This window comes from Salicibibacter kimchii, assembly GCF_003336365.1.
Lineage (GTDB): Bacteria > Bacillota > Bacilli > Bacillales > Marinococcaceae > Salicibibacter > Salicibibacter kimchii.
This window is the reverse complement of the sequence record NZ_CP031092.1, coordinates 279,633-305,644: the sequence shown is the minus strand read 5'-3', so window position 1 is coordinate 305,644 and position 26,012 is coordinate 279,633. Positions and strand designations below refer to the sequence as shown.

Here is a 26,012-nt window from a genome sequence, read left to right as displayed (position 1 = left end):
AAAGGTGGAACCCTTTGAGGATATGGTTCCTGATATTCTATGCGCAACACCCCCGGAACGCGCTTGGCGAAAGCCCAAGAAAAAAGACTAATCGCGAAATAGTTCGCTTAACGAGGCAAAATCAAGCGGAACCTGGTTGTTGGTAATCGCATGTACCAAGTATTCTTCTTTGTCTTTTGACACTCGAACACCCGCCATTTGCGCAACATCATGGATGAGTTGTCTAACCGTTTCCTCATCCTGAAAGTCCGCACCCTTGGCTGTGTTTGCTAAATTTTGCAAATCATCTTGATCAACATTGGCCTTGTTTTGAATATGATCAAAGATTGAATCATGACGATCCATATTTGCTCATCCTTTCCATTTAATAGCTCATCGCCATTATATGACGATATGAAAAAGGTGTGAGCGATTCTAGAGGTGGGAGGTGGGAGGTGGAAAGTGAGACTAGCCGTTATCGTTCACCCCGGTGATAAGCGCCAGCTTTTCCGGAAATCAGACATCGGAAGCCGGAAATCGGAAGACACTGAAAAAAGCCTTTTCCGACCTCTGGCCTCTGAAATCTGAACACTGAAATAGCGGGCGGCTAACACCCCGATTTGTTCAACTAACTATCAGAGGGAAAAACCACCCTCTGATGGAAGGTTCACTGTAGATGTTCTGTTTCTTTTTTAGGGTCTCTATCCATGAGTAATCGCCCTGCCTGAACGGGCGATTGACCGTTAAAAAGAACATCGTAAATCGCTGATGTGATCGGGACTTCAACCCCTTCCCTTTTTGCCATTTGCGAGACGGCTTGCGTCGTTTTCACCCCCTCTACAACCATTCCCATCTCCTCTAGTACTTGATCGAGGGGAGTCTCTCGGCCCAGCTGATATCCGGCACGCCAGTTTCGGCTATATTTGCTTGTGCAAGTGACGATCAAATCACCAAGCCCTGACAAACCTGCAAATGTTAATGGATCAGCCCCGAGTTTTGTCCCAAGGCGAGTCATTTCGGCGATGCCTCTTGTCATAATTGCCGCCCGGGCATTATCTCCGTATCCCAAGCCTTCAGCAAGCCCAACTCCTAAAGCCATCACGTTTTTTAAAGCTCCGCCTAATTCTACCCCAACCATATCTTGGCTCGTATAGACGCGAAAACGGGTGTTCATGAACAAATTCTGGCTACGCTTGGCGGCATCCATGATCTGTGATGAAACGGTAACCGTTGTCGGTTGCCGCTGAGCCACTTCTTCAGCATGGCTCGGCCCGGACAACACTACTATATCGTCACTCACCTCGTTAATGCCTTCCTCCTTCATCATTTCCGACACCCGAAAAAGCGTATTCGGTTCAATTCCCTTTGTAGCGTGAACGATCAGCGGTATTTTCACATCAGCTTTAAGCAATTGGCGCGTCATCTCACGAATACCCGAGGTCGGAACACTGATAATAACCGCCTCACACTCCACGATTGCCTCACTCACATTCGTCGTCACCTGAATATTTTCCGGGAGGAAGGCATCGCTCAAATATTGTTCATTCGTTTTGTGCTCATTCATTTCTTTCGCCTGGGAATGACGCCGCGCCCAGATCATAACATCGTGCCCGTTATCGGCAAGCACGATCGCGAGAGCGGTTCCCCAACTTCCCGCTCCCAACACAGCTACTTTTTTCGCTCCCATACAAAACCTCCCGTTAATAAAGAGTTATTCCTTATTGCCCCAATTTGCTTTCATTGCCCGTGACCAACCGTTGGATATTCGTTCTGTGCCGCCACAGAGACATCGCTCCTACGACACAAGCGAGGTAAAAATAAGGCCACGGATGTCCGTAATGATCCATCGTAAATAAAAGGAGAAAAGGGGTCGCCAGGGCAAAAATGATGGAGCCGAGTGATACATAACGCGTAAGTACTACCGCCAATATCGCTACAATTCCCACGTAAATGGCCGGAAAAAAGATTAATGCCGCGATTACACCGATGGTTGTCGCCACGCCTTTTCCTCCGCGGAAACGGTGAAAAACCGGCCAATTGTGGCCAAAAATTGCCAACAAGCCGCTAATGGCAGGAGCCAATCCCTCGTTTCCTTCCAATAAGGAAAGGCCTGTCCCGCTGAATAAACTTTCAGCCCAGAAACCGAACCAAACGGCGATAATACCCTTTAAACAGTCTAGCGCGAGCACCAAAATCGCGGGCCCTTTTCCGAGCACCCTTAACGTATTCGTCGCTCCCGCGTTTCCGCTTCCATATTGGCGGATATCAACTTTCTTAATCTTTTGCGTAATGATATAGCTGACACTCAACGATCCTAAGAGATAGGCCATCAAACCGGCGATAAGTACATCCATCGTTGAGGCTCCCCCTCCCCTCTCCGTGTTAGAAAACTTGGCTTTTCGCCAAGCTTTTGTGGCGAAAAGCCTTAGTTGCACTTATGCAGGTAAGAAAGTTGATTTACACTTTCTTACCTGCTAAAAAATGGAAACGCCTTTCAAGACTACGGATCGTTTTTTTTACGGGCAATCACCTTTAAAGGTGTCCCCTCAAATGCGAAAGCTTCTCGCAAACTGTTTTCCAAAAATCGCCGATAAGAAAAATGGAGCAACTCCGGATCGTTCACAAATACGATGAAAGTGGGTGGACCGACAGCCACTTGGGTGGCATAATTAATACGCAATCGTTTTGTCCCAGAGGTCGGTGTCGGGTTCATGGAAACGGCATCGAGGATCACATCATTAACCACATGGGTCGGCACATGCATTTGATGATTTTCCGAAACCCGCTGAACGACGGGAATAACTTTTTGAACGCGTTGATGCGTTTTTGCAGATACGAATGCAATCGGTGCGTAAGAAAGAAACGCAAATCCTTTACGGATCTGCTCCGTAAATTCATTCATCGTACGATCATCTTTTGAAATGGCGTCCCATTTGTTTACGACAATCATAACACCTCTGCCCGACTCATGGGCATAACCTGCGATTTTTTTATCCTGTTCTATGATGCCTTCCTCGCCGTCAATGACAACGAGCACGACATTCGCCCGTTCCAACGCCCGCTGGGCTCGTAAGACACTGTATTTTTCCGTATTTTCGTATACTTTCCCCCGTTTCCTCATTCCCGCCGTATCAACAATGCGATATTTTTGTCCATCCTTCGTAAACGCAGTATCAACAGCATCTCTAGTCGTGCCTGCAATCTCGCTTACAATTACTCGTTCTTCTCCGAGAATCGCGTTCACCAAAGAAGATTTTCCGACGTTGGGACGTCCGATCACGGCAAAATGGATCGTGTCAGGTTCAAGGTCGTCTTCCTCGTTCGCGGGAAAATGGGTGAACATTTCATCCAGCATATCACCGAGGCCACGTCCGTGTGACCCTGATATTGGAAAAGGCTCCCCGAGCCCCAGTTGATAGAAATCATACACTTGCGTCTGCATCTCCGGGTTATCTATTTTATTCACGCCGATCACGACCGGTTTATTCGAACGGTACAACAGATTCGAAACTTCTTCATCAGCTGCAGTCACCCCATCACGACCGTTCACGAGCAATAAGATAATATCCGCTTCTTCTATTGCTATTTCGGCCTGATGGCGCATTTGTTCCAATAACGGTTCCTCACCAAAAGTAATCCCGCCTGTATCAATTAAATGAAACGTGCGGTTAAGCCACTCTCCTTCTCCATATATACGATCGCGAGTAACCCCCGGGGTGTCTTCGACAATGGCGATCCGCTCGCCGACAATACGATTGAAAATCGTTGATTTCCCCACATTTGGACGGCCCACAATCGCAACGACCGGTTTTGTCATTTTTCCTTCCTCCTATTTGTCAATCTTTACGCACCTTATCCGATTTATCTAAAATGGCAGGTCGCTTGATCGTTTGACATTGCTCACCTTCACCAGTCTCCATGCTAATTGCTCCAACCAATGCCAACACACCAGGAGTACAAGAACAGTGGCCAACGTATTATAAAAAAAAGCATCTGCCAAGTATAAATTCCCCGTTAACGGCATAACCGTTACGGCAGCAATCAACTCCCCAAAAGCAATGGCCAGCAGAACCAATGGATACCGGCTTCCCGCGTGGCCATGTAAAAATATCGTTACAAAAGAAAGGATGACAGCAGGAATCCACGTTTCACCCAGCAGAAAAATAACCGGATTATACCAAACCATTAGCTGAAAACTTGCATATAATAGCATGAGTGCAACGGCAAGTACAATAACCTTCCATTTATAGGCGCCCGGCAAAAAACCGGTCCATATACAAGCAAGCGCGATAATAATCCCGTATGCCGCCGATAATTCGACAACACCGAGCGATAATGGCATGGGGATATAGATAATCGTAACCAATATGGCAGCGGCAAGAAACGGTCGTTCCTTGGTTCTCTGCATGAAAAACACAACTACGATCCAAAGCATCCAAGCAAACCAGAAAAATAGCAAATTCTCCATATGAATCCTCCTGTCCAACCATCCTCCATTATAGACAGGAACGAAGATTCATAGACAGGGGATCACCATCCTCAAGGTACAAGCGGAAAACAATCGGCGAATCCAACGATTCGCCGATTGCTTTTGTATCGTTTTGTGTCTTCAAGTGATTGGTTACCTACGATATTTATCCAACTGATCACCGATCATGTCACCAAAGGAAAAACCTGTATGGTCTTCTTCCGGTTCTTCATATTCTCGTTGAACTTTGCTTTCAGGGGTGCCTTCTTCTTCAAGCTCACGAATGCTGAGCGAAATTCTTTGTTCCGATGGGTTAATATCAAGCACTTTCACTTGAACCGCTTGTCCTTCCTCCAACACTTCGCCGGGGGTGCCGATATGACGGTTGGCGATCTGAGAAATATGAACAAGCCCTTCCACTCCCGGAGCAACTTCCACAAACGCACCGAAGGAGACAAGCCTTTTTACCTGGCCGTCAATCACATCTCCCGCTTGAAACTGGCCTTCAATAAGTGTCCAAGGTCCGGGAAGTGTTTCTTTAATCGATAAAGACACACGTTCTCTTTCCGGATCAACGCCCAAAATCTTCACTTGAATTTCTTCGCCTTCTTTTACGATTTCTCCCGGAGATTCCACACGGTGATGAGCCATTTGCGAGATATGAACCAACCCGTCAACGCCGCCAACATCAACGAATGCGCCAAAAGAAGTCAACCGTTGAACTTTTCCTGTTACTTCGGCGCCGACTTCGAGTTGGTCAAGCACATCTTTTTTCCGGTGCTCTTCTTCTTCGTCAAGCACTGCTCTTCTCGAAAGGATCAGCTTATTATCGTCCGGATCAATTTCAATGATTTTAAGTTCCAGTTGCTTCCCTTTGTAGTCAGAGAAGTCTTCGACAAAATGCTGTTCCACGAGCGATGCCGGAATGAAACCGCGGACCCCTACATCAACGACGAGGCCCCCTTTGACGATCTCTGCTACCTCTGCTTCGATCAGATTCCCTTGCTCAAATGTTTCTTGCAAAGATGCCCAAGCTTTTTCGGCACGTGCCCCGCGAAGGGAAAGGACAAGTTCATCATCTTCCACTTTAATGACCTTAAGCTCCACTTCTTCGCCCTCGTTTAAAACATCCGATACTTTTTCCACATGTAAGCTGGAAATTTCACTGATCGGAATGATGCCGTCTACTTTGTATCCAGCGTCGACAAACGCTTGCTTTTCTTCTACTTTCGTTACTTTTCCGCTGACGATATCGTCAACATTAAATTCCTTTACATTTGCCATTTCATTGTTCATCTCTTCGTCCATTGCCGGTTGGCCTCCTTACCCTTGTCGGGAACAAAACTCTTTTTCGCAAGTAAGAAATTATAATCAACTTTCTTACCTGCATAAGTGCAACGATGGCTTTCGCCATAAAAGCTTGGCGATAAGCCAAATTTTCTAATACAAAACCCTTTCAATGAAATGAAAGAATGATGTTAACGTTCTTTCGGACCTTCTGTTTCATCTCTCAGCATCCGGATATGGCTCATGATTTGCTCGGTTACTTCCCGGGCTGATGCTTTTTCATTTCGTAAATCTTCGAGTGGAACAGGTGGCCCGTAGCGAAGTCCTACTCTGCGAAAAGGCTTGTATGTACCCCGTATATACGCGGGGATGACAACCGCGTCACTTTTCAATGCAAAAAAGCCGGCGCCGGCAAGCCCTTCTTCTTTCATTTCACCCGTCTTACTGCGGTTTCCTTCCGGAAAAAGGAGCATCATTTCTCCGTTTCCGAGAACACTTATCCCTTTTCGAAGGGCTCCGCGATCACTGCCCCCTCTTTTTACCGGGAAGGCCCCCAGCCTTGTAAATAAAGCCTCAGACCATTTTGAGGAGAACATCTCTTCTTTCGCCATAAATCGTAGAGGGCGTTTGATGTAAGAGCCGAGCAGAGGGGGATCAAGATTGCTCTTATGATTGCTGCAAATAATGACGGGTCCTTCTGCCGGTATATGTTCTCTTCCCTTAATTTTGGCGAAAAAAACCAACGATAAAACGATACGGCAAATCAGTCGACCGATCCTGTATAACATCAATCCTCATTCTCCTTCTCCCGGGCAATACCGCAAATGTGCACGACCACTTCTTCGATCGCTCGGTTTGTCGTATCGATGCGCACCGCATCCTCTGCTTGCTGCAAAGGAGCAATCGGCCGCTCCCGGTCAAGCCCGTCACGCCGCTTGATTTCTTCTTTCGTGGTCGTTATATCAGAAGGACGCTGTTTCCCTATATTTTCCAAATGCCTTCGTTTCGCTCTTTCTTCCACGGATGCATCCATGTATATTTTCAATTCGGCACCGGGAAGTACGTAAGTACCGATATCCCTCCCATCGAGGACGACCCCTCTCTGTTTCGCTAACTGTTGCTGTCTGGCCACCATCTCTTCCCGAATTCTTCGATGGGCGGAAACTTCGGAGACCTTTGCTGTAACAGTTTGTGTGCGAATTTCCTCTCCGAGCCGCTCTCCGTTCACAAGCACCTGCACGTCGCCATCCCTTTGTTGTTCGAGGGTAATCTCCATCTCTTTTAGGATTTGGATAAGCGATTGTTCATCTTGTTCGGATACTTGCGCTTGTAATGCACGAAAAGTGAGCGCACGATACATCGCCCCTGTATCGATGTATAGGTACGATAATTCGTTAGCGACTTCTTTCGCGACTGTACTCTTTCCCGAACCAGCCGGTCCATCAATGGCGATGTTTATCTTGTGCATATTGCCCCCCGTATGTAGATACTGATATCGTTATGTCGGGGCGACCCGAACACTGCTTTAAGCTTACCATACAAGCGTATACAAGACAAACGATAGGCTATTATTAGCCGAAAAAAATGAATATTAAATTTTTCTAACGGAAATGGAAAATAACAACGGGGGGAGTAAAACCGACGAATAGCCGTAACCATTCGCCGGTTCCTTTTTACATGGCATTATAGACCGGTTCTGCCCCTTGCATCCGTTTGACATCTTCTTCCACACCATCATTCGCGTTGATAAACAATTGATACGTATCATCGTTCATCGTTCCGTACAATTCATACGTTAATACTTCTTCGCCGTTTTGGTTTTCAATCACTGCCAAATGTTCTTCTCTTACCTCCAGATTCTCGTGCACCTCGTCTAATGCTTCTTCCAATTCAAGTTCCGGATCAAGATCGTGGCGTTCGCGGTGATTCGCCAAGTACTCGGTTCCTTTATAGCCGACGATATCGCCATCGTCCAGGGCGACTTTCATGATAATCGCGTCCGGATACAAGCGAGCGTCGTTCGCAGTCGGCACAAACTGGAAGGTTCCGATAGAGTCATATTGCTTCCCATCAACCAGCTCTACATCATCGAACCCTCGTTCATCGAGAAAATCAGCGGCAATTTCGGATGCTTCATTTAAGCTGATATTCGTCTCTGTAATCGGACGATCTTGCATTACCCACGTCGGCAATCCACCTCTTACCGTCATGTCCATCGCGTAATTGCTTTCCCCGTCCGGGTCTTCAATATAAATTTTGTATCCTTCATACGCGATTCCTTCGCCCAGACGACTAATCTCTGCATTCGTGTCATCCGCGACATTCAGGAACTCACGTGCCCGCTCAACGGCTTCTTCTTCATCAAATTCTTCTTTATCCTCCACCACATTCGCAAGTCGTTCTTCTACGTCGACAGGAAATCCGGTATCATCGTTCCAATTATTTTCGCCAAAACCTTTTGCTTTTTCATCGATTTGTTGGATCCCATCGATGGCGGTCCCTTCCCCGGGATCTGTGTTGGCCACCAATTCCGTTTCAATATCTGTCCAACGAATATCATTGGCGAGCACATCCGCTTGCACCCCGCGCAAATCCGCGGATATTTCACCTGCTTGTTCGTAAAATGTTTCCAGTCGTTCATATTCATCATCGGTTAATGGTTCATCCGCCCGATCGCGTATGGCAACGTCATGGGTGAAGTCAGCAACATTGGATAGATATTCCTCTGTCTTATTGATAGGAACAAGGCCCATCGGAAGCTCACCCATTTCACTATGGGCTAATGATGAAATTCGCCATACCTCCGCCATCGAGCCGGTCATATTGGAAAGGCCGTTTGTTGCCAAAGACGCGCCCAACTCATCTTGCATATGATCCAGGTGAAAAGCGAGTTGATGAAACGCTCTCTGATAATTATTTTCGTGGCTAATCGCCAATGCTTCTTTTTCCTGATGTTCGTTGTATGCGAACACACCGGTCCCTATAAGGGCAACCGATAAGACGGCAATCAATATTGCTCGAAACATTCCACTCACCTCCTAGTTAATCTGCGAACACGTGCTTCCCTATTTCTGTATGCACATCACGAGAAAAGATCCATTCAGACGTGGCCGTTACCGGATTGTAATAATAAACCGCTCCATTTGACGGATCCTGACCGTTAATCGCATCTAAAACTGCCTCGCGTGCTTCTTCGTTCGGCTCCAGATAAATTTGACCATCCGCAACCGCCGTAAAAGCCCTCGGTTCAAAAACAACTTCGTTTGCCGTATCCGGAAATTCCGGGTCATCGGTACGGTTAATAATAACGGCCGCAACGGCTACTTTTCCTTCATACGGTTCACCCCTTGCCTCTCCATGAACCGCATTTGCCATGATTTGTATATCATTATCCGAGTAACCTTCCGGAGCATTCATTGCTTTTTGCACATTTGCCTGGTCGCCTTGTCCTTCATCAGGCTGCTCCCCGCCTGTGTCCGGCTGTGTACCTTCCTCCTCTTCCGGTGTAGGCGCAGGTGCTTCTTCTTCATCTGCTGGTCCTCCCGGGGCAGGCGTTTCTTCCTCTGCCGGCGCTCCTTCTTCCGGCCGCGGTTCTTCACCTTCAGGCGCCTGTTCTTCGCCTCCTTCTTCTGCTTCGCCACTTCCCTTCGGTCCTTTTTGTATCTCTTTCGATGTGTTTCCATAATGGGTAAATTCCCTTGCATTTTCTAACGCTTCTTGAACGTATTGTTCATTGTAGCCGGTTGTTTTCTCCAACCTTTGTTTCATTTCCGGACCGACGAGTCCATCCACCTCCATCCCAAATGCTTCTTGGTACTCGCGAACTCCCCAATACGTGCTCCAGCCAAATACACCATCAATGGTTTGATCAAAATAACCAATGTATTGAAGTCTGGCTTGCAACTCTACAACATCATCTCCGGTGGCCCCTTGTTGGATGATTTGATCACTAAAGGCTTCCCCCCTGTCAGTGGCAAATCCCAGTACACCTCCCAGTACGATTAGCGTTGCAAGGAAGTAGCGGACGCTTCCTTCCATTTGCCTTACCTCCTTCTTTTTCACTTAAACTTACTTTCATTGCCTTTATTTTTCGATAAAAACCAGATTTTATACGTGAAAAAGAAAAAGTCTGCCGAACGGCAGACAAATGAAAAGAAAGGTTTTAAAACGTTGAGAGAGGTTTAGAAAAGAAAGCCTATACCCCAAGTCGGTCCTTTAAGAAAAGCGCCTTTTACGACGAAGCACTCGCTTTGACATCATTCATTAGCGCGGCTGTAATGTGATAGCGCAAAAACGGGGTGATTAAGTAGAGACGGCCAAACAGGTCAAGACCGGCTTCCTGTAATTCCTTTGCGATTGCCATCCCCTCTTCCTCCCCTTTTTGAACATCTCCTCGGCTGTCAGCCATTCGCTTTCTCACCTGCTCCGTAAGTTGAATACCCGGGACCTCATTGTGCAAGAATTCAGCATTTCTCCCGTTGATTAAAGGCATAATCCCAACGTAGATAGGGATGTCCAAATGGGCAGTCGCTTCTTTTAAAAGTCGCAAAGTTTCCACGTCGTAGATCGGTTGCGTCATCACAAAATCAGCGCCGGCCACGATTTTTTTCTCCAATCGTTTCACTGCTTTATCCATGGAACTAACATTTGGGTTGAAGGCGGCGCCGACGGTAAATTGCGTTTGTACCCCTAACGGGCGTCCGGAATGGCTGAACCCTTCATTCATAGACTTAATTAGCCGAATAAGATCAAAAGAGGTAAGATCATATACTGAACTGGCTCCCGGGAAATCTCCCACTTTCGTCGGGTCACCGGTCACAGCGAGAACATCTCTGATGCCCAAAGCATGTAATCCAAGCAAGTGCGATTGCATACCGATTAAATTCCGATCCCGGCAAGCGATATGAAGCAAGGGATGAGCTCCGGCCTGTTGCTTGATTAACGTTGATGCGGCAAGGTTATCAATACGGGAAGTAGCCAGGGAATTGTCCGCGAGCGTCACCGCATCGGCCCCTGCCTCGTGGAGCGCCTGCGCCCCTTTTAAAAATTTATCCATTTTTGTCAGTGACTTGGGCGGATCAAGTTCTACAATGATGGACGGGCCCTCTTTCTCCAATCGAATGGTATTTCCGACTTCCGCTGAAGCTTGTTCGCGCACGGTTGATACTTTTGCACGCGCTTTTACGAGCGGGGCCCGATCTTGCAATTTTTCTTTAAAGGAACGGATATGTTCGGGAGTTGTCCCGCAACAACCGCCCAGCAAGCGTACACCTTGTTGCCGAAACTCCTCCGCCTGGCTTTTAAAATAATCCGGGTTTGACTGATAAACGAGGCGCCCATCTTGAAGCCCGGGTAAACTCGCGTTCGGATAGGCGGATAGATACGTTCCTTCCGGCACGGAAACTTCCTCCAATGATGCAATCGTCTGGGCAGGGCCCATCCGACAATTGATTCCGACAACATCTGTCCCTTCATTCAACAAGCGTAAGAGCGCATCATTGACAGGGATCCCGCCATGCAAAACCCCCACGTCCCCTAATGAAACGTTCCCAATCACCGGTATTTCGGGCGATAATCGTTTAATGATCCGCACCGCTTGCACGAGTTCGTGTAGATCATAGTACGTTTCCAAAAGGATGGCATCGGGTTCCTCGGCCATCAAAGCTTCCGCTTGAGATTCGGTAGCCTTCTTTATGTCTTGATTGCTAAAAGGACTTGCCCTTCCGTCACGAATCCCGCCAATGGTACCTGCTACATACACTTCTTCTTTGCCGCTTGCCGCCTGTTTTGCCAGACGCATCCCCTGGGTGTTCATTCGAGCCATTTGCTGCTCCAATCCATAATTCTTCAGCTTAAGGCGATTCGCTGCATACGTGTTCGATTGAATCACATTAGCGCCCGCTTCAACGTATTCTCGATGCGCGGCTACAACCATTTCTTCTGCGCGTCGATTGGCATCTTCGATGGAACCGCTATACCCCCGGTCATACAACAAAGTGCCGATCGCTCCATCTCCAACTAAGATCTCCTTTTTCAATTTCTCCAGAAACTCCACTTTCATCCCTCTTTTCCCCAAGCTTTAGGCTTGAACATTGAGTTCCGCTTTCTGTAGGGCCCATTCAATATCGGCAATAATATCTGCATGACTTTCAATTCCGCAAGACAACCGCATTAATTCATTTGTCACGCCGTTTTTTATCCGGACGTTTTCGGGAATATCCGCGTGGGTTTGCACACTTGGATAAGTCATTAAACTTTCGACGCCACCCAAACTTTCGGCAAATGTGACGAGTTGTAAATGGCGAAGCAATGGATCAACAAGCTTCTCATCCTGGACTTTAAACGAAAGCATCCCCCCCTTACCCGGATATAGAACTTCCGTGATAAGCGGGTGCTTTTTCAACCTTTCACAAACAGCACGGGCGTTTTTTTCATGTTTGTCCATTCTTAGCGCTAACGTTTTCATCCCTCGCAGCAACAGCCAGGAATCAAACGCTCCCAGTGTCATCCCAATGCCATTTTGAATATTAAAAAGGCGTTCCCCCAATCCCTCGTCATCGGTAACGATAAGCCCTGCCACGAGATCGTTATGACCGCCCAAATATTTAGTGGCGCTATGGATTACGATATCCGCGCCAAAGGCAATCGGCCGTTGCAATAATGGGGTGTAAAACGTGTTGTCCACGATCATGAGTAAATCATGATCCTTGGCTATTTTACTGAGGGCATGTACATCCGCTTCCTGCATTAAAGGGTTTGTCGGCGTTTCAATAAACAATGCTTTCGTATTTTTTTCAATCGCTTGTTCAACGGATTGCAAGTCTCTTGGATCGACATAATGAACATCTACCCCCCATTGAGGCCAGTATTGGCGAAACAATCGGTATGTACCTCCATACAAATCCATGGATGCGATGATCTTGTCTCCTTGAGAAAATAAACTAAGCACAGCTTGAATCGCGGCCATACCGGAACTACAGGCAAATCCATGGGTTCCCCCTTCTAATTCAGCGATCGCTTCTTCAAGCACTTCTCGCGTGGGGTTGCCGGTACGGGAATAGTCGTATCCCGTCGATTCACCGACCCCTGTATGCTCAAAAGCTGTACTCATATAAATCGGCGCGTTCACAGCACCGGTACGCTTATCTTTTCGATTGCCTGATTGAACAAGCTTTGTCTCCCTCGTATATCTCCTGTCCATCATTCTCTCTCCTTTTCAAGCTAACTGCTGCCTGTGTTCAAAAACCCAAGAAAAATAAAAATGCCTTCTTCTTGTGAATCAAATAAGAAGAGGGCATTGCCGTCGATGTATGCCTCTTCTTATCTTCCGGAACTACCGTTCCGAAGGAAGTAGCACCTAACTCCAAAAAGCTGGTTGCTGAGACATCTTTGGGCCTTTCCCTCCGTCTCTCTTGATAAGAAAAGAGTAATTATTCTTTTGCTATTTCTTAATCGTACAAGATTATCCATAACATTTCAAGAGATGCAGAAACCTCTATCCATCGATGCGGAAGAAAACAATCCAAACGTCTTCCTCTTTTTTTAAGCACCTATCTCCGTTTGACAGGAAGATCACTCCGGAGATGCTTCAACGACAACATTAGCTTCATTGCCGCATACGCACCGCTTAAATCCTGTCTCGTAATCCCCGTTCCCTTTTTGACGGCCTCGCAAAATATATTTTTCGCCGCAATCGGGGCAACGGATCACAATGCGGTACCGGGTATCCGTCGTCACTGGCGCTTTCCTCCTTCACGCACAGGATGTGCAGACATTGGCAGTTTCCATCACAATTGTGCATTCTCGCTACTTCCTAAACGCTTCCTTAAGGTCCGTCGATCCGGTTTCCAAAAGCACATGCAGTTTGATTTTTGCTTTTCGACTACTATAATCTTTTCCTAAAATGACCCCATGATTCATCAAATCATACGTGCTTCCTTTATACTCATAAGCAGGGTAGACTTCGCCTTCATTCGCGCTCGTCGTAACGACAATAGGCACGCGGGCATTTGCAATCACCGGCATAAAAGCCGGCGGGACTTGTCCCCTCCCCAGCCCTTCAATCACGATGCCGTGAACGCCGTCTTTTTCCAGCAAAAACCGTAACAAGGATGGGGATGTGCCTAAATGAGCTTTAATAATTTCAATTTGAATCCGGGCATGTTCGACCTTGGTTTTAGGCTTATACGTATCACGGGAAAGCGGACGTTGATAAAGATTGACGCGGTCATCGTCAATGAGGCCGAAATATCCGTATCCCGGAGCCTGAAATCCTTGCACATTGGACGCATGCGTTTTTTGCACATATTTTGCCGAAAAAAGGTGTTCATTAAGAACGACAACCGAACCAAGTTGGGTCGTTTGTGCATCGGCAGCGGCTATCATGGCATTTCGTAAATTAACAAAGGCATCGCTGCCTACTTGGTCCGGTCCTCGCATGGAACCGGTAACGACAAGTGGTTTCTCGTTTTTAACGGTCAAATCCAGGAAATAGGCGACTTCTTCCAACGTATCCGTCCCGGTAGTAACGACCGCCCCATCAATTCCTTTGTTCTGCAATAAATCTTCTATTTGCATCCTTAAATGCCATAAATCGTTATAGTCAAGATGGATGGAGGGCTTGTTGAACAACGAAACAATCTCCAGCTCCAATTCAAACGGGACGTCACACCTATCAACAAGTTCTTCCCCGCTTCTTTCCCCTGCCCGCAAGCGTCCCCCCTCTGTCTTTTTGCTCGCGATCGTTCCTCCGGTCGTAACCAGTGCAATCTTTTTCATCGTTTGAATCCCCTCACGTTCGCTGCACATTTTCTGCGTTCGCGATTGTCTCTGCAATCCGGTGACCGTGGAACCTTCCTGTTTCAATTAAAATCTCATTCGCGTTGTTGCCGGCTGCCACTACACCGGCAATAAAAAGACCCGGCACGTCCGTTTCAAAGCTCTCCGGATCATAAAACGGCCTTCCGGTATGTTCATCAATCCCCACACCGGCAGCAGTTAAAAATAGGTGGTCAGGGTGGTAGCCAATCATGGCAAACACGAAATCAGCGTCCATCTCCTTTTCTTGACCGTCTTTTTCAAAATACACGCTCGTTTCGGTGATTCTGCTGATTTCGGCACCGAATATCATGCGTATCCTTTCTTTTCGGACAAGCGATTCGAATTCAGGCAATATCCACGGCTTGATGCTTGAGGAGTACGTATCGCCCCGATATAGAACGGTTACACGCGCACCCGCTTTTTCCAGTTCCAATGTAGCATCAACTGCTGAATTTCTCCCACCGATCACGACGACATTTTGTCCATGAAAAGGGTGGGATTCCTTAAAATAATGATAAACATGGGGAAGTTCCTCCCCTTCGCAGCCAAGCTTATTCGGGTGATCGTAATAGCCTGTCGCCATAATTACATAGTCGGACCGATAAATGTTCTTTTTCCCTCTGGCCGTCGTTTCCACCACAAACGTTCCATCCTCTGTTTTTCGGACGTTTTCCGCGGTTTCATACGTATGGATGCGTAATTGTGTTCGGTCAACGACTTCTCGATAATAAGCGAGTGCTTCGTTTCGCCTCGGTTTACGGTCTACCGTAACAAAAGGGATATCCCCGATCTCCAATTTATTGGGAGTGCTAAAAAAGGTTTGATGTGTCGGATAGTGATAAATTGCGGAAACAATATTTCCTTTCTCAATGATCAGGGGATCGTATCCTTTTTCCCTACAAGCGATCGCTGCTGCCAATCCACATGGACCGGCGCCGATGATCATAATCTTCTCTTGTACCAACTGCTATTCCTCCAACTGTAACACTTTCCAAAATAGAATGAAGCTATACATCCCATCCATTTATCCCGGTGGTAAGCGCCCGTAAAACTCCCGCTTCAACCTCGCAAGCGGGAGTTAACGGACGACGAACACCCCGATTGGTTCAACTAACCATCAGAGGGAAAAACCGCCCCTTGATGGAAATTTCACTTTATATCCATCCGCGCAAACGACTTGCGTTCACTAATTTTTGAATGCCGATCATATGGGCGGCTTCGTGCATAGTCACACGATGGCTGTGAGCAATGTCTACCATTGAAGTCAATGCTTCTTTCAGCTTCTCTTCCAATTTGTTCTTCACTTCTTCTTCCGTCCAAGCATAGCCTTGGTTATTTTGGATGCCTTTCAAATATGACAATGCAGGGCCGGCGGCACTCGTCCATAGACCCGGAATCACGCATGTCCCACGTTGGTGCAAACGGGCGCTTGCTTCTGCCGATATCTTTTCCATTCCGACCTCAATATAAATGTCGGCTTGAATGGGTTCAACGTCCCGCGCCGTTCGTACGTATGGACTTCTGGAAGAATCAACGATAATATCGCAATCCTCGGCAAGTAGTTCATTTTTGGAAATTGATTTTTTAAAAAGGTTGGTGACCATACCAAAGCTATCGCGACGATCCATCAGGTCCTCTACATCGAGCCCGTCTGGATCGTAAAGTGCGCCGTGGCCATCGGAAATGCCAACAATTTTTGCTCCGGCAGCGTTTAATGTTTTCGCTACATACGTCCCTACATTTCCGAATCCATGGATAATGGCTCCGGCCTTTTCCAACGGCAATTTCACGCGTTTGGCACCTGATTTGGCCGCAATGGTGATACCTATGCCGACAGCTGCTTCCCGGCCAAACGATCCACCTAATCCCAGCAGTTCCCCGCGAACAAAGCCGGGGGACTCATTCGTTTTTACCTTGCTGGATTCATCAAGCATCCAGGCCATGATTTGGGTATTGGGCACGGCCTCGGGCGCAATGAACTCTTTTTTCGGTCCGATAAAAGAGATCAATGCACGAATGTACCCACGGCTCAATGCTTCAAATTCCCGAAAGGACAACTCTTTTGGGTTGCACACGATCGCGCCGCTGGCTCCCCCGTAAGGAATGTCGAGCACCCCTGCTTGCAATGACGTCCAAATCGCTTGTGCCTGAACATCTTTTTCCGTCACTTCCGGGTGGAACTTTACCCCGCCGATCCCCGGCCCGGTTGCATCGCTATGTTGGACACAAAAACCGGTGAAGGTTTTGGTCACTCCGCTATCCAGTTTTATGGGAATCCGAACGGTAAGTGTCCGTAGCGGTTCCTTTAGCAATTCATAAACTTGAGGTGCATATCCCCATTTTTTCAACGCTGATGCCATGAACGCTTGCATCATTGTTAAACGATGATGATTATTTTCTTTGTCGGCCGATTCCTCCCCCATCAGGGTCACCTCCGTGTGGCTCATTGGAGTGGGGAGTGAAGAATCCACCATTCCAATTCCTATCACTTTCGCAAAGATCCGTCCATTTCAACTATATTAAAAATCGGCTTCGTTTTCCACAGATCCGGTGCCAAACGCAAACGCACGCGCCAATACAGCTACCGCTTCTTTTTCTATAAGCAGGGACCCGTGTTCTTTAACGACAGCGGGCGAATACGGGCATGCTTCTCCAAACTCGGAGATGAGAGCGACCAGGCGGTCATACCCTAAAAAATGGCGTGTGCTCATCGGGAAGCACAGATAATATTGTCCATCCATGGACATGAGCGAACCGTTTTTAACTCCAATGCGCGTTAATAAAGCAACGAGTTGCAAAATGTCCTCGAAATCATGGAATTTGTAAAATAAATCCTGCCGTTCATCTATGGTAATGTCCATTTCAATCATGTCGTCCTCTTCATGTTCATTTTCCGTCTTGGAAATATGAATGACCATGCCTTGTGCAGGCAAGGCAAACACTTCGACAGACAGTGTTCCGTCGGCTTTAAATCCAAGTGAAGCGTCCGCTTCCATTACAAGATCACGAAATAGTTGATGGACACGAGGGCGATCCATCCATAAATCATCTTTCGTTAACCCGCGTTCTTTTAAATCATCAAAGGTTAGAAACACTTTAATTTTATTAGCGGCGATCCGTTCCAGGCGCATAACCGCCCCTCCTTTTGGACCTAGCCTTATCCGGCCTTTTTTATAAGTTATTCAACAGGTCTTATTCTCGTTCTTTAAAAGCGCAAGTTACTTGCCCTTTTCGACAAAAGAAAAGGGCACTACATATGTATAGCAGGTAAGGGAAAGCCCGCTGTTTTCAGGCAGAGGGGAGAAGCAGCGATTTCAGCCGACCTCCTTTATATATGCCACTCTTTGGATAAGCGTTGCAGCCCTTCTCCTGCTTTTGCTTGGATCGTTCGCGTGAACGGAATGGGCGTATCTATTTCTTCATTAATGTAAATGCGCTCATTAGGTGCCAGTTCCGGTAATTGGTTGACGGGGGCTACTTGTAAGCTTGTCCCAATAACGACCAATACGTCTGATTCCCTTATGCACTTGGCCGCATATTCCCACGTTTGCATCGGTAACTGCTCGCCGAATAATACAATGTTCGGACGAAGTTTGCCCCCGCAACGATGGCAATGCTTTTTCGCAATAAAATCTTTCTGTTTTACTTCCTCGCGGCAGTCGTGACACTTATATTCTCTCAGATTCCCGTGCAATTCCGCAACGTTTTCACTCCCGCTCTCTTGATGTAATTGATCGACATTTTGAGTAGCAATGACGGAAACAATTCCCTTCTTTTGCCATTCCGTAATAATGGCGTGCCCGTTGTGCGGCTCGATCGCCTGTAGGCGTTCCAGACGGTTGCCGTAAAAAGCGTGAAAGGTATCATATTGATCTTCAAGGACTTGGACCGTCGCCGTCTGCATCGGGTCATGGTTCGCCCACAATCCGGTTTGTGAGCGGAAATCGGGGACGCCGCTTTCCGTAGACATACCTGCACCGGTTAAAATGGCCAATCGTTTCGGATGTTCAACCATTACAAACTACCTCCGTTTTCGACAAATTGCCATGAATTTCAATGGCAAGCGCATTTCGTTTTGTTTATAATGATAGTATACATGATTATCGCGTCAATGAGGTGTAATATGGACTATATTGTATTCATTTTAGGTGCTTTCTGTTTCGGAGCCGGCTTTTTTTTGTTGCTGCTTTTACTCTATTTGAAAAAAAAGCTCGTGCTGCCCTTTATTTTTATGACGCTCGGCGTCATTCTCTGTTTTATCGGTCTCATGATTGCCGATCCTTTAACACACGAAGCTTCCCACCCAACCTTGATGGAACGTTGGGGCCGGTAAATGAGAGGATAGTATAAAAAAAGAATGGATGGCTCCATACAAATGGCTCTCATCCATTCTTTCCTGCTTTTGTTGCCCTTATTGATGGTATAAATTAACATCATGTTCCCGCTCCAACCATTCGAACAATGGATAGCTATACGCCCGCAATTGCTCTGTATTCCAAATCTCCTCGTAACGATCGACAACTTCCTTTCTTAGTTCGGTGTATTCTTTCTCCGCTTTGTCGCGTTTTTTCTTTTCGATAATAAGAAAGGCCGAAGCTCCGGTACATAATGCCACAAGCGTTAGCCCATAATCGGAACGAAAAAATGGCATGATTGCAGGTCCTACGTTTGATTCCTCCATGGAAAACAATAACAACAACATAAGAGCAAACGCTGCCGTAGCGATCCAAGCAGCGAAGGTGACTGATCGTTCTCTCTTTTTTTCTTCTTTTTTTCTTTCAATTAGTTCTCGAATGAGACGCTCTCCAATCGGTGTCATATACGCTTCTTTGTAAACAGCAGCCATACATACACCCCCATTGGAGAAATATATGCTCGTTTCACCGCCGGCATTCATGCCATTCTGGAGGGTAGGGGCGGGCAGTGGGACACGCCTCCAACATTGACGGGTCGCACGAACCTCTTCTAGGAAAAAAAGGCCATCCACAAAATGGCGGCAACGAGTACGATGAACAAGGACAAGAGGACCCGGGCAATCAAGGGGCTTTTTTGATAATCTTTCCTGGCCACAGCATGATTTTCCTCGTTTGATTCGGTCTCATCCTCATTGTTTTTGCTTTTCTTCCGCGTGCCGTGTGTATCTAATCTTGAAGGCAGAGGCGAAGGTGATTCTTCCCCACTGTGTTGACTCGCATAATGTTCGTTTCGATTTTGCTCTTCTGTCATCATGCAATGCTCACTCCTGGTTTCCTATAATTGTACATTAACCGAACAATCGAATTTTGACAACAGAAAACGACCATCTTTTCATAGATTCAAAGTTGTACCATTTATCACGTTATGCCACGCGGTTGATGCAACTTCTTGTTGCAAAAAACACTATCAAGACATACAATGATAGACAAAGAAATTTATTGAACTTAAGCGGAGGCAAGGGCATGGAGATGTATACGATCGTGGATAAAAATACGTGCATTGCTTGTGGCACCTGCAGTGTGTCTGCTCCCGATTTGTTTGATTTTGATGAAGAAGGGGTGGCCGAGGGGATCCTTGATCGCAATCAGGGGACGAGCAAAGTTCCCGCCGCGCTCCAAGAAGATTTGCAAGACGCCTTTGAGGAATGCCCATCGGATTCCATTAAAGTCGCAAGTGAAGCATTTCACGGCAACCCATTAGCGTTTGAAAAAGACAGAACAACGACTTGATGGGAAGACGCCCCCCGCAACCGGGGGATTTTTACATACGCTACGCTTTGATATGGCAAAGCGCTAAAAAAGAGGAGTTGTAGAAATTGATTGTAAAAGCTGATGTAGAGACGAGCTACGCTGTACTCGTCGCCGACACGATGAATGAAGACGGTTTGTTGCCATTGATAAAGAACGAAAACATTGAAGTCGTGCAAGGGAAACCGAATGAGGTCGACGATTTATCCCGCTTTTCCGCTTTACTCGTACGAAGTGCCACACAAGTAGATGCCTCCCTGCTTGAACAAATGCCTGAACTGAAAATCGTGGCCAGGGCCGGGGTCGGAATCGATAATATCGATCTTGATGCAGCCACAAAACACGGCGTCATTGTCATTAACGCGCCGGATGGGAACACAATCTCAACGACTGAACATACCTTCGCGATGATGATGGCTTTAGTACGGAATATCCCGCAAGCCTATTCCTCGTTAAAAAACCATGAATGGAATCGAAAAGCTTTCCAGGGGACAGAGCTTCGCGGCAAAACCTTGGGCATCATCGGGTTGGGCCGCATTGGCACAGAGCTTGCCAATCGCGCCGCCGCATTCCAAATGAACACCGCCGTTTTCGATCCGTTTCTAACCGCGGAACGCGCTCAAAAAATTGGCGTTAAACTCCTGAAGCTGGAAGAACTTTTACAGACAGCCGACATCATTACCGTCCACACGCCACTTACAAAAGAAACAGAGGACCTTCTCGGAAAAGAGAACCTTGCCAAAACAAAACCCGGTGTTTTCATATTAAATTGCGCACGCGGGGGTATCGTTAATGAAGCGGCTTTAAAAGAAGCACTGGATAGTGGCCATGTTGCCGGCGCCGCGCTCGATGTTTTCGAGCATGAACCTGCAGACAATTACAACCTGATTGACATGCCGCAAGTCATCGCCACCCCACATATTGCCGCATCAACATTGGAAGCGCAAGAAAGCGTGGCCGTTCAGGTGGCCGAGGAAGTGATCCAAGTGTTAAACGGCGCACCTGCGCCCCACTCCATTAATTTGCCGGCGATATCGGAAGAACTATATGAAAAAATCCGCCCGTATTATGAGTTGACGAGTACAATGGGCTATTTTGTCAGCCAATGTGTCAAATCGGCCGTCCAGCATATCGATGTTTCCTTTAGCGGAGCGATCGCCCATGAAGAGACAACTGTCCTCTCCCGTAGCTTCATGGCCGGATTTCTGTCTCCGCGGATCGCTGCCCCGGTAAATGTCGTTAATGCCGGTGTCATTGCAGAAGAACGGGGCATTACCTATAGCCAGGCTCATACATCCGAATCTTATGGGTATGCGAATCTCGTTGAAGCCCATATAAGCGGAGATAATGGTGATTTCATCGTACAAGGAACGTATATCGATGCCTACGGTCCCCGTATCATAAAAATCAATGAATTTAACGTGGACTTGATTCCAACCGGCCATTTGATCTATATTCGCCACAGCGACCAGCCGGGTGTCATTGGCAAAATGGGACAATTGCTTGGTCGCCACGACGTGAATATCGCAAAAATGCAAGTGGGGAGAAAAGAAGAGGGGGGAGAGGCCATCATGATGCTTGCCGTAGACAAGGAAGTTTCCGATTCGGTTATCAATGACCTCACTGCCGTCGAAGAAATTCACGCTGCCGACGCGATTGAGTTTCATAAGTAGAGTAAGCCGCCCGTTAGAGGCGGCTTTTTTAGTCGTGAGTGCCCACGTTCATTTATCGCCGTCCCTTTCGGATATGTTTTGCGTGAAAAAATACTTTGCTGTTCGTGTGATGCGCCTTTGCGGACTTTTTCTATTGGGGTGCTTGATGCGGTTATGCGGGCTAGTTCGGGGGGGCCGGAAGCTTTATTTGGCCGTATGATGCGCAATTTTTTAAATCCTGTAACCATTATTCACCATAAGCACTAATGCATCATGCATGACCGGACCGGCGACCGCCCCACTGGCTTCAAAACCTGAGATAGCAATGGTTAGTCCATTCATGATTAGAAATAAAACGAATGAAAATAGGAAAACAACGGCGATACGTTTTGCATAGTCAAGGATCATTCAGCGTGCACCCTCACTTTCCATCCTCACCATTTTAAACCTATGTCACAAAGCAAGCATTTAGAACGTCAACAACTTGCCGTTTAAAGGCAAAGGGGTTTTTATGACGATCCAATGATTCGAACGCTTTCTCTCATATGGTCTTTTGTCAGTCAACGTATGTATGAGCGGTGTTTTTCCTACTGGTAGCGGGCGCCGTTCGGTGGCGACTAATTTTAAGCATTTCTCCAGTTTTTGGCGACACCACCGACGAGATGGCGACTAAATGGCTGATAAGATAGCCCCGACCTGGGGAGTTGCCGAAGCAGAAATGAATTGGGGACATGCTTCCCCGCAACCACTCGCTGCCTCGGTATATTTCATCACTCATCATTTTCCTGAATCAACCTCCCGTAACAGCTTCTGCAGTTCGGCACTTATAAATTGATGAGCTTTCTCCGTTTTATATGCCTCTCCTTGTGGAAGACTGCCAATTGTTAAAGCTCCCAGTTCGAGCTCCGAATGTAAAAAAACAGCCAATTGTTTTGTGAGCCCCATCAGTAAATTAGCCAAGGCTTTATCCCGGAGGTTGGAAAACAAAATGGCAAGAACGTCTACATTCCGATTCGCATGTAGCGTTACTCCCACGATGATTTTCTCCCCATTAATATCTTCAACCTTTTTAAGCCTCATACCTGCTACCGGCTGCCAATCAAAGGAACGATCCATTATAAAAGGACCGGAAGCTTTGGTATCGAGACCTTCACTTGGAAGAGAAACTTTTATTTGTTTTTTCCATGTAGGCGTCAAGGTTTGACTGGAAAACACGTGAAAAAGTGTTGGGAGGTCGATAATGGCCTCAATGCCCTCGACCCAAACTTGAGGATTTCCGCCGGCCTGCTTTCCCATCGGAATGCCGGGGGAGAGCAATAGTTGTTGTTTTGGCATAGCCGGATGTTTGACGTTGCTTACTTGAGCCCCATAATGCACTTGGATGCGTTCAGCCGACAACACCTCTCCCGGTTCGCCCCAAGCCTTAAGCTCCCCTTCCCCCAAAAGAAGAACCCGATCGCAATAGAGAGAGGCCAAATTCAGATCATGAAAGACGATCCCAACAGCACCGCCTTTCGTATCGCTCCATTTTTTTAAGGCATCCATAAATTTCATTTGATAGGCTATATCCAAATGATTCGTCGGCTCATCCAATAAAATCACTGCCGGACGCTGGGCAAGTGCCCGAGCAAGATAGACGCGCTGACGTTCACCGTCGCTCAAAGTATGTAGCGATTGATTTCGGTAAAGATCGACATCCATCTCAGCCATGGCCTGCGCGATCGCTACTTCATCCGTATCATTAAAAACAGATAACCACCGGCGTGTGTGCGGATAACGGCCTAAACTCACAAATTCTCGCACCGTGTATGAAAAATAAACATAGGCCTGCTGTGTTACAACAGCTAACAGCCGCGCCCGTTCCTTGTCTTTGTAAGTATGCAAACGATGCCCGCGAAGCCACACCTCCCCGCCCATTAATGGCAAAGCACCGGCACAAAGTTGCAGTAACGTTGATTTTCCGCTTCCGTTCGGGCCAATAATCCCGAGCATCTCCCCTTCGTTAATTCCAAACGAAACGTCCTGAACGACGGCCCAGGGTCCGTAACCCCCCGTCATATGTTTTGCTTTTAGCATTATTATCCTCCATACACACGTTGTTGCCTTATGAGTAAATAGGCAAAGATCGGAGCGCCAACGAGTGCGGTTATGACCCCGAGGGGCAACTCCATGGGTGCAAGTGCGAGACGGGCGCAGATATCTGCCGCGATTAAAAACCCACCACCGATGAACATCGATACCGGCAAAAGATGACGATGGTCAGGGCCTGTCAATATTCGTACAAAGTGCGGGACGACAAGTCCCACAAAACCAATCGTCCCGGCAACAGAAACGGCCGCACCCGTTAAAACGGCCGCGGCCGTCAATATCAGAACACCGCTTCTGTTCACACTGACCCCCACGTTACGGGCAAAATCCAGCCCGAATGAAAAAGCATTCAACTCTTTTAATTGGGTCATCAGCACCAATCCACCGAAAAAGAAAAAAGGGATCATTAACTGCACATAATTCCAGCCGCGCATACCGACGCTGCCCAACAGCCACTGGACGGCTTGCCTCAGTTCTTCCCCGGAAAGGGCGATCAATAATGATAAAAACGCGCCGAAGAAGGCACTAATAATAATACCGATTAAAATGATCGTTTCTGCCGATAACGAACGGCGCATCGCCCTCGTAAAAGATAATAAAATAATGAGCGTCACAAGCGCGCTTCCAATGCTTATCACGGGTAAGGTGAAATCTCCCAAAAAAGGGATCGTAACTTGGAAAAAAATGACGATGACTGCTCCGAGGGCAGCCCCTGAAGAGACGCCGAGTGTGTATGGATCGGCCAGGGGATTGCGCAAGAACCCTTGAAATGCTGCACCCGCGACCGATAAAGCGGCTCCGACAAAAAAAGCAAGGAGCGTTCGGGGAAGGCGAATATCCATCACAATTTGTGATTGGATTGCATCTATCGCTGCAGGCTCCTGCCCAAACAAAGACCCCCCTAAAATCATGAGCACTTCATAAGGGGCGATCGTTTGACTGCCGGCAAGTATGCCGAGAACGATCATTCCTGCCGGAAAGAGAACCGCAATGGCATACAGGGTACGTGGTGTTTGCTGACGTTCAGTCTGGCCACTCGTCTTCATAAATGTGTCTGGCAAGTGTGCGCAACCCTTCAGCGATTCTAGGGCCGGGCCTGGACAAGATATCACCGTCCAGACGATAGACAGCCTCGTCTTGAACCGCCGTCACTTCCTGCCAACCCTCTCTTTCCATGATCGTTTCTTCATCCCCATAAGTCGTAATGATCACATCCGGATCCAATGCAACCGCTTCTTCCTCCGTATACGCGACCCAGCCTTCGCTGTCTTCCGCTGCGTTTCTTGCGCCAACAGCTGTTACCATATCATCCATAAACGTATGGCTCCCCGTCGTATAAAGGTCCGGGTCGCTCGACACTTCGATCCATACCCGCTTTTGCTCCTCTTCCGGGAGGTCGCCGGTGACATCTTGGATGTCACCGACTTCACTTTCAATATCTTCGACGATGGCTTCGGCTTTCGCTTCACGATTAACGACCGTGCCCACATCTTCGATCACGCCATAAGCCTCCTCCAAAGATTGTGGGTTGGCGACGGTTAATACGTCAATACCAGCGTTCTCCAACTGTTGTATACCTTCGCTGGACGCATCACCGCTGGATGCATGATCCAAAACAAGGTCAGGTTCAAGGGCAAGGACACGTTCCACATCGAAACCTAAACCTGACCCAACCGCTTCGATTTCTTCTGCCTCTTCGGGATAATCGTCAATATCCGTTACACCAACGAGCGCATCGCCTTGCTCCAACGCAAAAACAATCTCGGTATTGCTCGGCATCAAGCTCACGATGCGATCCGGTTCTTCTATTATCTCGACAGCGTTTCCATCAGCACCCTCAGCCTCTATCGGGTAATGCCCGGTGTCAGGAGCGCTTGATCCCTCGGACGTCGGTTGATTTTCTAATTCTTCGGATCCACAAGCTGTCAGGATCAACAGCAACAGCATAAATGTAAACGAGCGAACGATAGGTACATGCCCCCTAACCATTATGAG

The 26,012-nt window shown here is 47.4% G+C and carries 27 protein-coding genes and 1 riboswitch; of the genes, 3 read left to right on the top strand and 24 right to left on the bottom strand.

The window, feature by feature from the left end:
* Positions 1-87 precede the first annotated feature (87 nt).
* The 18 genes from DT065_RS01800 to DT065_RS01720 form a co-directional block, all read right to left on the bottom strand.
* Positions 88-345 carry a stage VI sporulation protein F gene (locus DT065_RS01800; RefSeq protein ID WP_114370341.1) on the bottom strand — a complete coding sequence of 86 codons (258 nt, stop codon included), beginning with the start codon at positions 343-345 and terminating at the stop codon, positions 88-90.
* A 301-nt stretch (positions 346-646) separates the two neighbouring features.
* Entirely contained in the window at positions 647-1,666 is a 1,020-nt protein-coding gene (locus tag DT065_RS01795) for an NAD(P)H-dependent glycerol-3-phosphate dehydrogenase (protein WP_114370340.1), read from the bottom strand.
* A 31-nt stretch (positions 1,667-1,697) separates the two neighbouring features.
* Positions 1,698-2,333: a glycerol-3-phosphate 1-O-acyltransferase PlsY gene (gene plsY / locus DT065_RS01790; protein WP_114370338.1), complete on the bottom strand. Its 636-nt coding sequence runs from the start codon at positions 2,331-2,333 to the stop codon at positions 1,698-1,700.
* A 146-nt stretch (positions 2,334-2,479) separates the two neighbouring features.
* Positions 2,480-3,796 (bottom strand): ribosome biogenesis GTPase Der, encoded by a 1,317-nt coding sequence (gene der / locus DT065_RS01785; protein WP_114370336.1) that lies wholly within the window; start codon positions 3,794-3,796, stop codon positions 2,480-2,482.
* A 48-nt stretch (positions 3,797-3,844) separates the two neighbouring features.
* The gene (locus tag DT065_RS01780; protein ID WP_114370334.1) at positions 3,845-4,447 is read right to left on the bottom strand and encodes a YphA family membrane protein; all 603 of its coding nucleotides are present in this window, start codon (positions 4,445-4,447) and stop codon (positions 3,845-3,847) included.
* Positions 4,448-4,600: 153 nt separating this feature from the next.
* A complete protein-coding gene (gene rpsA / locus DT065_RS01775; RefSeq protein ID WP_114370333.1) occupies positions 4,601-5,755 on the bottom strand; it encodes a 30S ribosomal protein S1 in 1,155 nt (384 codons plus the stop codon).
* 170 nt (positions 5,756-5,925) lie between these two features.
* A complete protein-coding gene (locus DT065_RS01770; protein ID WP_335743565.1) occupies positions 5,926-6,522 on the bottom strand; it encodes a lysophospholipid acyltransferase family protein in 597 nt (198 codons plus the stop codon).
* Positions 6,522-7,202 carry a (d)CMP kinase gene (gene cmk / locus DT065_RS01765; RefSeq protein WP_114370329.1) on the bottom strand — a complete coding sequence of 227 codons (681 nt, stop codon included), beginning with the start codon at positions 7,200-7,202 and terminating at the stop codon, positions 6,522-6,524. The genes DT065_RS01770 and cmk overlap by 1 nt, the downstream gene beginning before the upstream one ends.
* 205 nt (positions 7,203-7,407) lie before the next feature.
* Positions 7,408-8,760: a germination protein YpeB gene (gene ypeB / locus DT065_RS01760; protein WP_114370327.1), complete on the bottom strand. Its 1,353-nt coding sequence runs from the start codon at positions 8,758-8,760 to the stop codon at positions 7,408-7,410.
* A gap of 16 nt (positions 8,761-8,776) precedes the next feature.
* A complete protein-coding gene (gene sleB / locus DT065_RS01755) occupies positions 8,777-9,772 on the bottom strand; it encodes a spore cortex-lytic enzyme (RefSeq protein ID WP_114370325.1) in 996 nt (331 codons plus the stop codon).
* Between the two features lie 193 nt (positions 9,773-9,965).
* Positions 9,966-11,789: a bifunctional homocysteine S-methyltransferase/methylenetetrahydrofolate reductase gene (locus DT065_RS01750; protein WP_114375983.1), complete on the bottom strand. Its 1,824-nt coding sequence runs from the start codon at positions 11,787-11,789 to the stop codon at positions 9,966-9,968.
* Positions 11,790-11,813: 24 nt separating this feature from the next.
* Complete coding sequence (locus DT065_RS01745; protein WP_418314570.1) at positions 11,814-12,938, bottom strand: methionine biosynthesis PLP-dependent protein; 1,125 nt, start codon at positions 12,936-12,938, stop codon at positions 11,814-11,816.
* Positions 12,939-13,051: 113 nt separating this feature from the next.
* A riboswitch (SAM riboswitch) is annotated at positions 13,052-13,156 on the bottom strand.
* 150 nt (positions 13,157-13,306) lie between these two features.
* Entirely contained in the window at positions 13,307-13,471 is a 165-nt protein-coding gene (locus tag DT065_RS19125) for a hypothetical protein (protein WP_193550795.1), read from the bottom strand.
* Between the two features lie 69 nt (positions 13,472-13,540).
* Positions 13,541-14,512 (bottom strand): asparaginase, encoded by a 972-nt coding sequence (locus DT065_RS01740; RefSeq protein ID WP_114370321.1) that lies wholly within the window; start codon positions 14,510-14,512, stop codon positions 13,541-13,543.
* A 13-nt stretch (positions 14,513-14,525) separates the two neighbouring features.
* Positions 14,526-15,518 carry a YpdA family putative bacillithiol disulfide reductase gene (locus tag DT065_RS01735; RefSeq protein WP_114370320.1) on the bottom strand — a complete coding sequence of 331 codons (993 nt, stop codon included), beginning with the start codon at positions 15,516-15,518 and terminating at the stop codon, positions 14,526-14,528.
* A gap of 190 nt (positions 15,519-15,708) precedes the next feature.
* Positions 15,709-16,977 carry a Glu/Leu/Phe/Val family dehydrogenase gene (locus tag DT065_RS01730; RefSeq protein ID WP_160112357.1) on the bottom strand — a complete coding sequence of 423 codons (1,269 nt, stop codon included), beginning with the start codon at positions 16,975-16,977 and terminating at the stop codon, positions 15,709-15,711.
* 96 nt (positions 16,978-17,073) lie between these two features.
* A complete protein-coding gene (locus DT065_RS01725; protein WP_114370316.1) occupies positions 17,074-17,685 on the bottom strand; it encodes a genetic competence negative regulator in 612 nt (203 codons plus the stop codon).
* A 197-nt stretch (positions 17,686-17,882) separates the two neighbouring features.
* Complete coding sequence (locus DT065_RS01720) at positions 17,883-18,569, bottom strand: SIR2 family NAD-dependent protein deacylase (RefSeq protein WP_114370314.1); 687 nt, start codon at positions 18,567-18,569, stop codon at positions 17,883-17,885.
* 108 nt (positions 18,570-18,677) lie between these two features.
* On the opposite strand from DT065_RS01720, the gene DT065_RS01715 reads away from it, so the two are divergent.
* Positions 18,678-18,887: a hypothetical protein gene (locus tag DT065_RS01715; protein ID WP_114370312.1), complete on the top strand. Its 210-nt coding sequence runs from the start codon at positions 18,678-18,680 to the stop codon at positions 18,885-18,887.
* A gap of 78 nt (positions 18,888-18,965) precedes the next feature.
* On the opposite strand, the gene DT065_RS01710 is transcribed toward DT065_RS01715, so the two are convergent.
* Positions 18,966-19,400, bottom strand: coding sequence for a DUF2663 family protein (locus DT065_RS01710; protein ID WP_160112356.1), 435 nt, complete (start codon positions 19,398-19,400; stop codon positions 18,966-18,968).
* A 119-nt stretch (positions 19,401-19,519) separates the two neighbouring features.
* A complete protein-coding gene (locus DT065_RS01705) occupies positions 19,520-19,783 on the bottom strand; it encodes a hypothetical protein (protein ID WP_114370308.1) in 264 nt (87 codons plus the stop codon).
* A 209-nt stretch (positions 19,784-19,992) separates the two neighbouring features.
* Between DT065_RS01705 and DT065_RS01700 the strand changes: the two genes are divergently transcribed.
* Both DT065_RS01700 and serA read left to right on the top strand, forming a co-directional pair.
* Positions 19,993-20,259: a ferredoxin gene (locus DT065_RS01700; RefSeq protein ID WP_114370306.1), complete on the top strand. Its 267-nt coding sequence runs from the start codon at positions 19,993-19,995 to the stop codon at positions 20,257-20,259.
* Between the two features lie 86 nt (positions 20,260-20,345).
* Positions 20,346-21,950 carry a phosphoglycerate dehydrogenase gene (serA, locus tag DT065_RS01695; protein ID WP_114370304.1) on the top strand — a complete coding sequence of 535 codons (1,605 nt, stop codon included), beginning with the start codon at positions 20,346-20,348 and terminating at the stop codon, positions 21,948-21,950.
* Between the two features lie 210 nt (positions 21,951-22,160).
* Here the strand turns inward: serA and DT065_RS18705 are convergent, their stop codons facing one another.
* The 4 genes from DT065_RS18705 to DT065_RS01680 form a co-directional block, all read right to left on the bottom strand.
* Positions 22,161-22,337: a hypothetical protein gene (locus DT065_RS18705; protein ID WP_160112355.1), complete on the bottom strand. Its 177-nt coding sequence runs from the start codon at positions 22,335-22,337 to the stop codon at positions 22,161-22,163.
* A gap of 369 nt (positions 22,338-22,706) precedes the next feature.
* Positions 22,707-24,005, bottom strand: a complete 1,299-nt coding sequence (locus DT065_RS01690) for an ABC transporter ATP-binding protein (RefSeq protein ID WP_114370303.1) — start codon at positions 24,003-24,005, stop codon at positions 22,707-22,709.
* A gap of 2 nt (positions 24,006-24,007) precedes the next feature.
* Positions 24,008-25,063 (bottom strand): FecCD family ABC transporter permease, encoded by a 1,056-nt coding sequence (locus DT065_RS01685; protein WP_114370301.1) that lies wholly within the window; start codon positions 25,061-25,063, stop codon positions 24,008-24,010.
* Positions 25,041-26,006 (bottom strand): ABC transporter substrate-binding protein, encoded by a 966-nt coding sequence (locus tag DT065_RS01680; protein WP_114370299.1) that lies wholly within the window; start codon positions 26,004-26,006, stop codon positions 25,041-25,043. Before DT065_RS01680 ends, DT065_RS01685 begins: the two co-directional genes overlap by 23 nt.
* Positions 26,007-26,012: the final 6 nt, after the last annotated feature.

What these genes read in the sequence shown, in the direction of transcription:
- rpsA (WP_114370333.1), bottom strand. Translation starts at nt 5,755, where the DNA reads ATGGACGAAGAGATGAACAATGAAATGGCAAATGTAAAGGAATTTAAT.
- DT065_RS01770 (WP_335743565.1), bottom strand. Translation starts at nt 6,522, where the DNA reads ATGTTATACAGGATCGGTCGACTGATTTGCCGTATCGTTTTATCGTTG.
- DT065_RS18705 (WP_160112355.1), bottom strand. Translation starts at nt 22,337, where the DNA reads ATGATCCTTGACTATGCAAAACGTATCGCCGTTGTTTTCCTATTTTCA.
- DT065_RS01705 (WP_114370308.1), bottom strand. Translation starts at nt 19,783, where the DNA reads ATGATGACAGAAGAGCAAAATCGAAACGAACATTATGCGAGTCAACAC.
- DT065_RS01800 (WP_114370341.1), bottom strand. Translation starts at nt 345, where the DNA reads ATGGATCGTCATGATTCAATCTTTGATCATATTCAAAACAAGGCCAAT.
- DT065_RS01745 (WP_418314570.1), bottom strand. Translation starts at nt 12,938, where the DNA reads ATGATGGACAGGAGATATACGAGGGAGACAAAGCTTGTTCAATCAGGC.
- DT065_RS01680 (WP_114370299.1), bottom strand. Translation starts at nt 26,006, where the DNA reads ATGGTTAGGGGGCATGTACCTATCGTTCGCTCGTTTACATTTATGCTG.
- DT065_RS01780 (WP_114370334.1), bottom strand. Translation starts at nt 4,447, where the DNA reads ATGGAGAATTTGCTATTTTTCTGGTTTGCTTGGATGCTTTGGATCGTA.
- der (WP_114370336.1), bottom strand. Translation starts at nt 3,796, where the DNA reads ATGACAAAACCGGTCGTTGCGATTGTGGGCCGTCCAAATGTGGGGAAA.
- DT065_RS01720 (WP_114370314.1), bottom strand. Translation starts at nt 18,569, where the DNA reads ATGGTTGAACATCCGAAACGATTGGCCATTTTAACCGGTGCAGGTATG.
- DT065_RS01795 (WP_114370340.1), bottom strand. Translation starts at nt 1,666, where the DNA reads ATGGGAGCGAAAAAAGTAGCTGTGTTGGGAGCGGGAAGTTGGGGAACC.
- DT065_RS01715 (WP_114370312.1), top strand. Translation starts at nt 18,678, where the DNA reads ATGGACTATATTGTATTCATTTTAGGTGCTTTCTGTTTCGGAGCCGGC.
- sleB (WP_114370325.1), bottom strand. Translation starts at nt 9,772, where the DNA reads ATGGAAGGAAGCGTCCGCTACTTCCTTGCAACGCTAATCGTACTGGGA.
- DT065_RS01690 (WP_114370303.1), bottom strand. Translation starts at nt 24,005, where the DNA reads ATGCTAAAAGCAAAACATATGACGGGGGGTTACGGACCCTGGGCCGTC.
- cmk (WP_114370329.1), bottom strand. Translation starts at nt 7,202, where the DNA reads ATGCACAAGATAAACATCGCCATTGATGGACCGGCTGGTTCGGGAAAG.
- plsY (WP_114370338.1), bottom strand. Translation starts at nt 2,333, where the DNA reads ATGGATGTACTTATCGCCGGTTTGATGGCCTATCTCTTAGGATCGTTG.
- DT065_RS01730 (WP_160112357.1), bottom strand. Translation starts at nt 16,977, where the DNA reads ATGGGGGAGGAATCGGCCGACAAAGAAAATAATCATCATCGTTTAACA.
- ypeB (WP_114370327.1), bottom strand. Translation starts at nt 8,760, where the DNA reads ATGTTTCGAGCAATATTGATTGCCGTCTTATCGGTTGCCCTTATAGGG.
- DT065_RS01725 (WP_114370316.1), bottom strand. Translation starts at nt 17,685, where the DNA reads ATGCGCCTGGAACGGATCGCCGCTAATAAAATTAAAGTGTTTCTAACC.
- DT065_RS01710 (WP_160112356.1), bottom strand. Translation starts at nt 19,400, where the DNA reads ATGGCTGCTGTTTACAAAGAAGCGTATATGACACCGATTGGAGAGCGT.
- DT065_RS01740 (WP_114370321.1), bottom strand. Translation starts at nt 14,512, where the DNA reads ATGAAAAAGATTGCACTGGTTACGACCGGAGGAACGATCGCGAGCAAA.
- DT065_RS01685 (WP_114370301.1), bottom strand. Translation starts at nt 25,063, where the DNA reads ATGAAGACGAGTGGCCAGACTGAACGTCAGCAAACACCACGTACCCTG.
- DT065_RS01700 (WP_114370306.1), top strand. Translation starts at nt 19,993, where the DNA reads ATGGAGATGTATACGATCGTGGATAAAAATACGTGCATTGCTTGTGGC.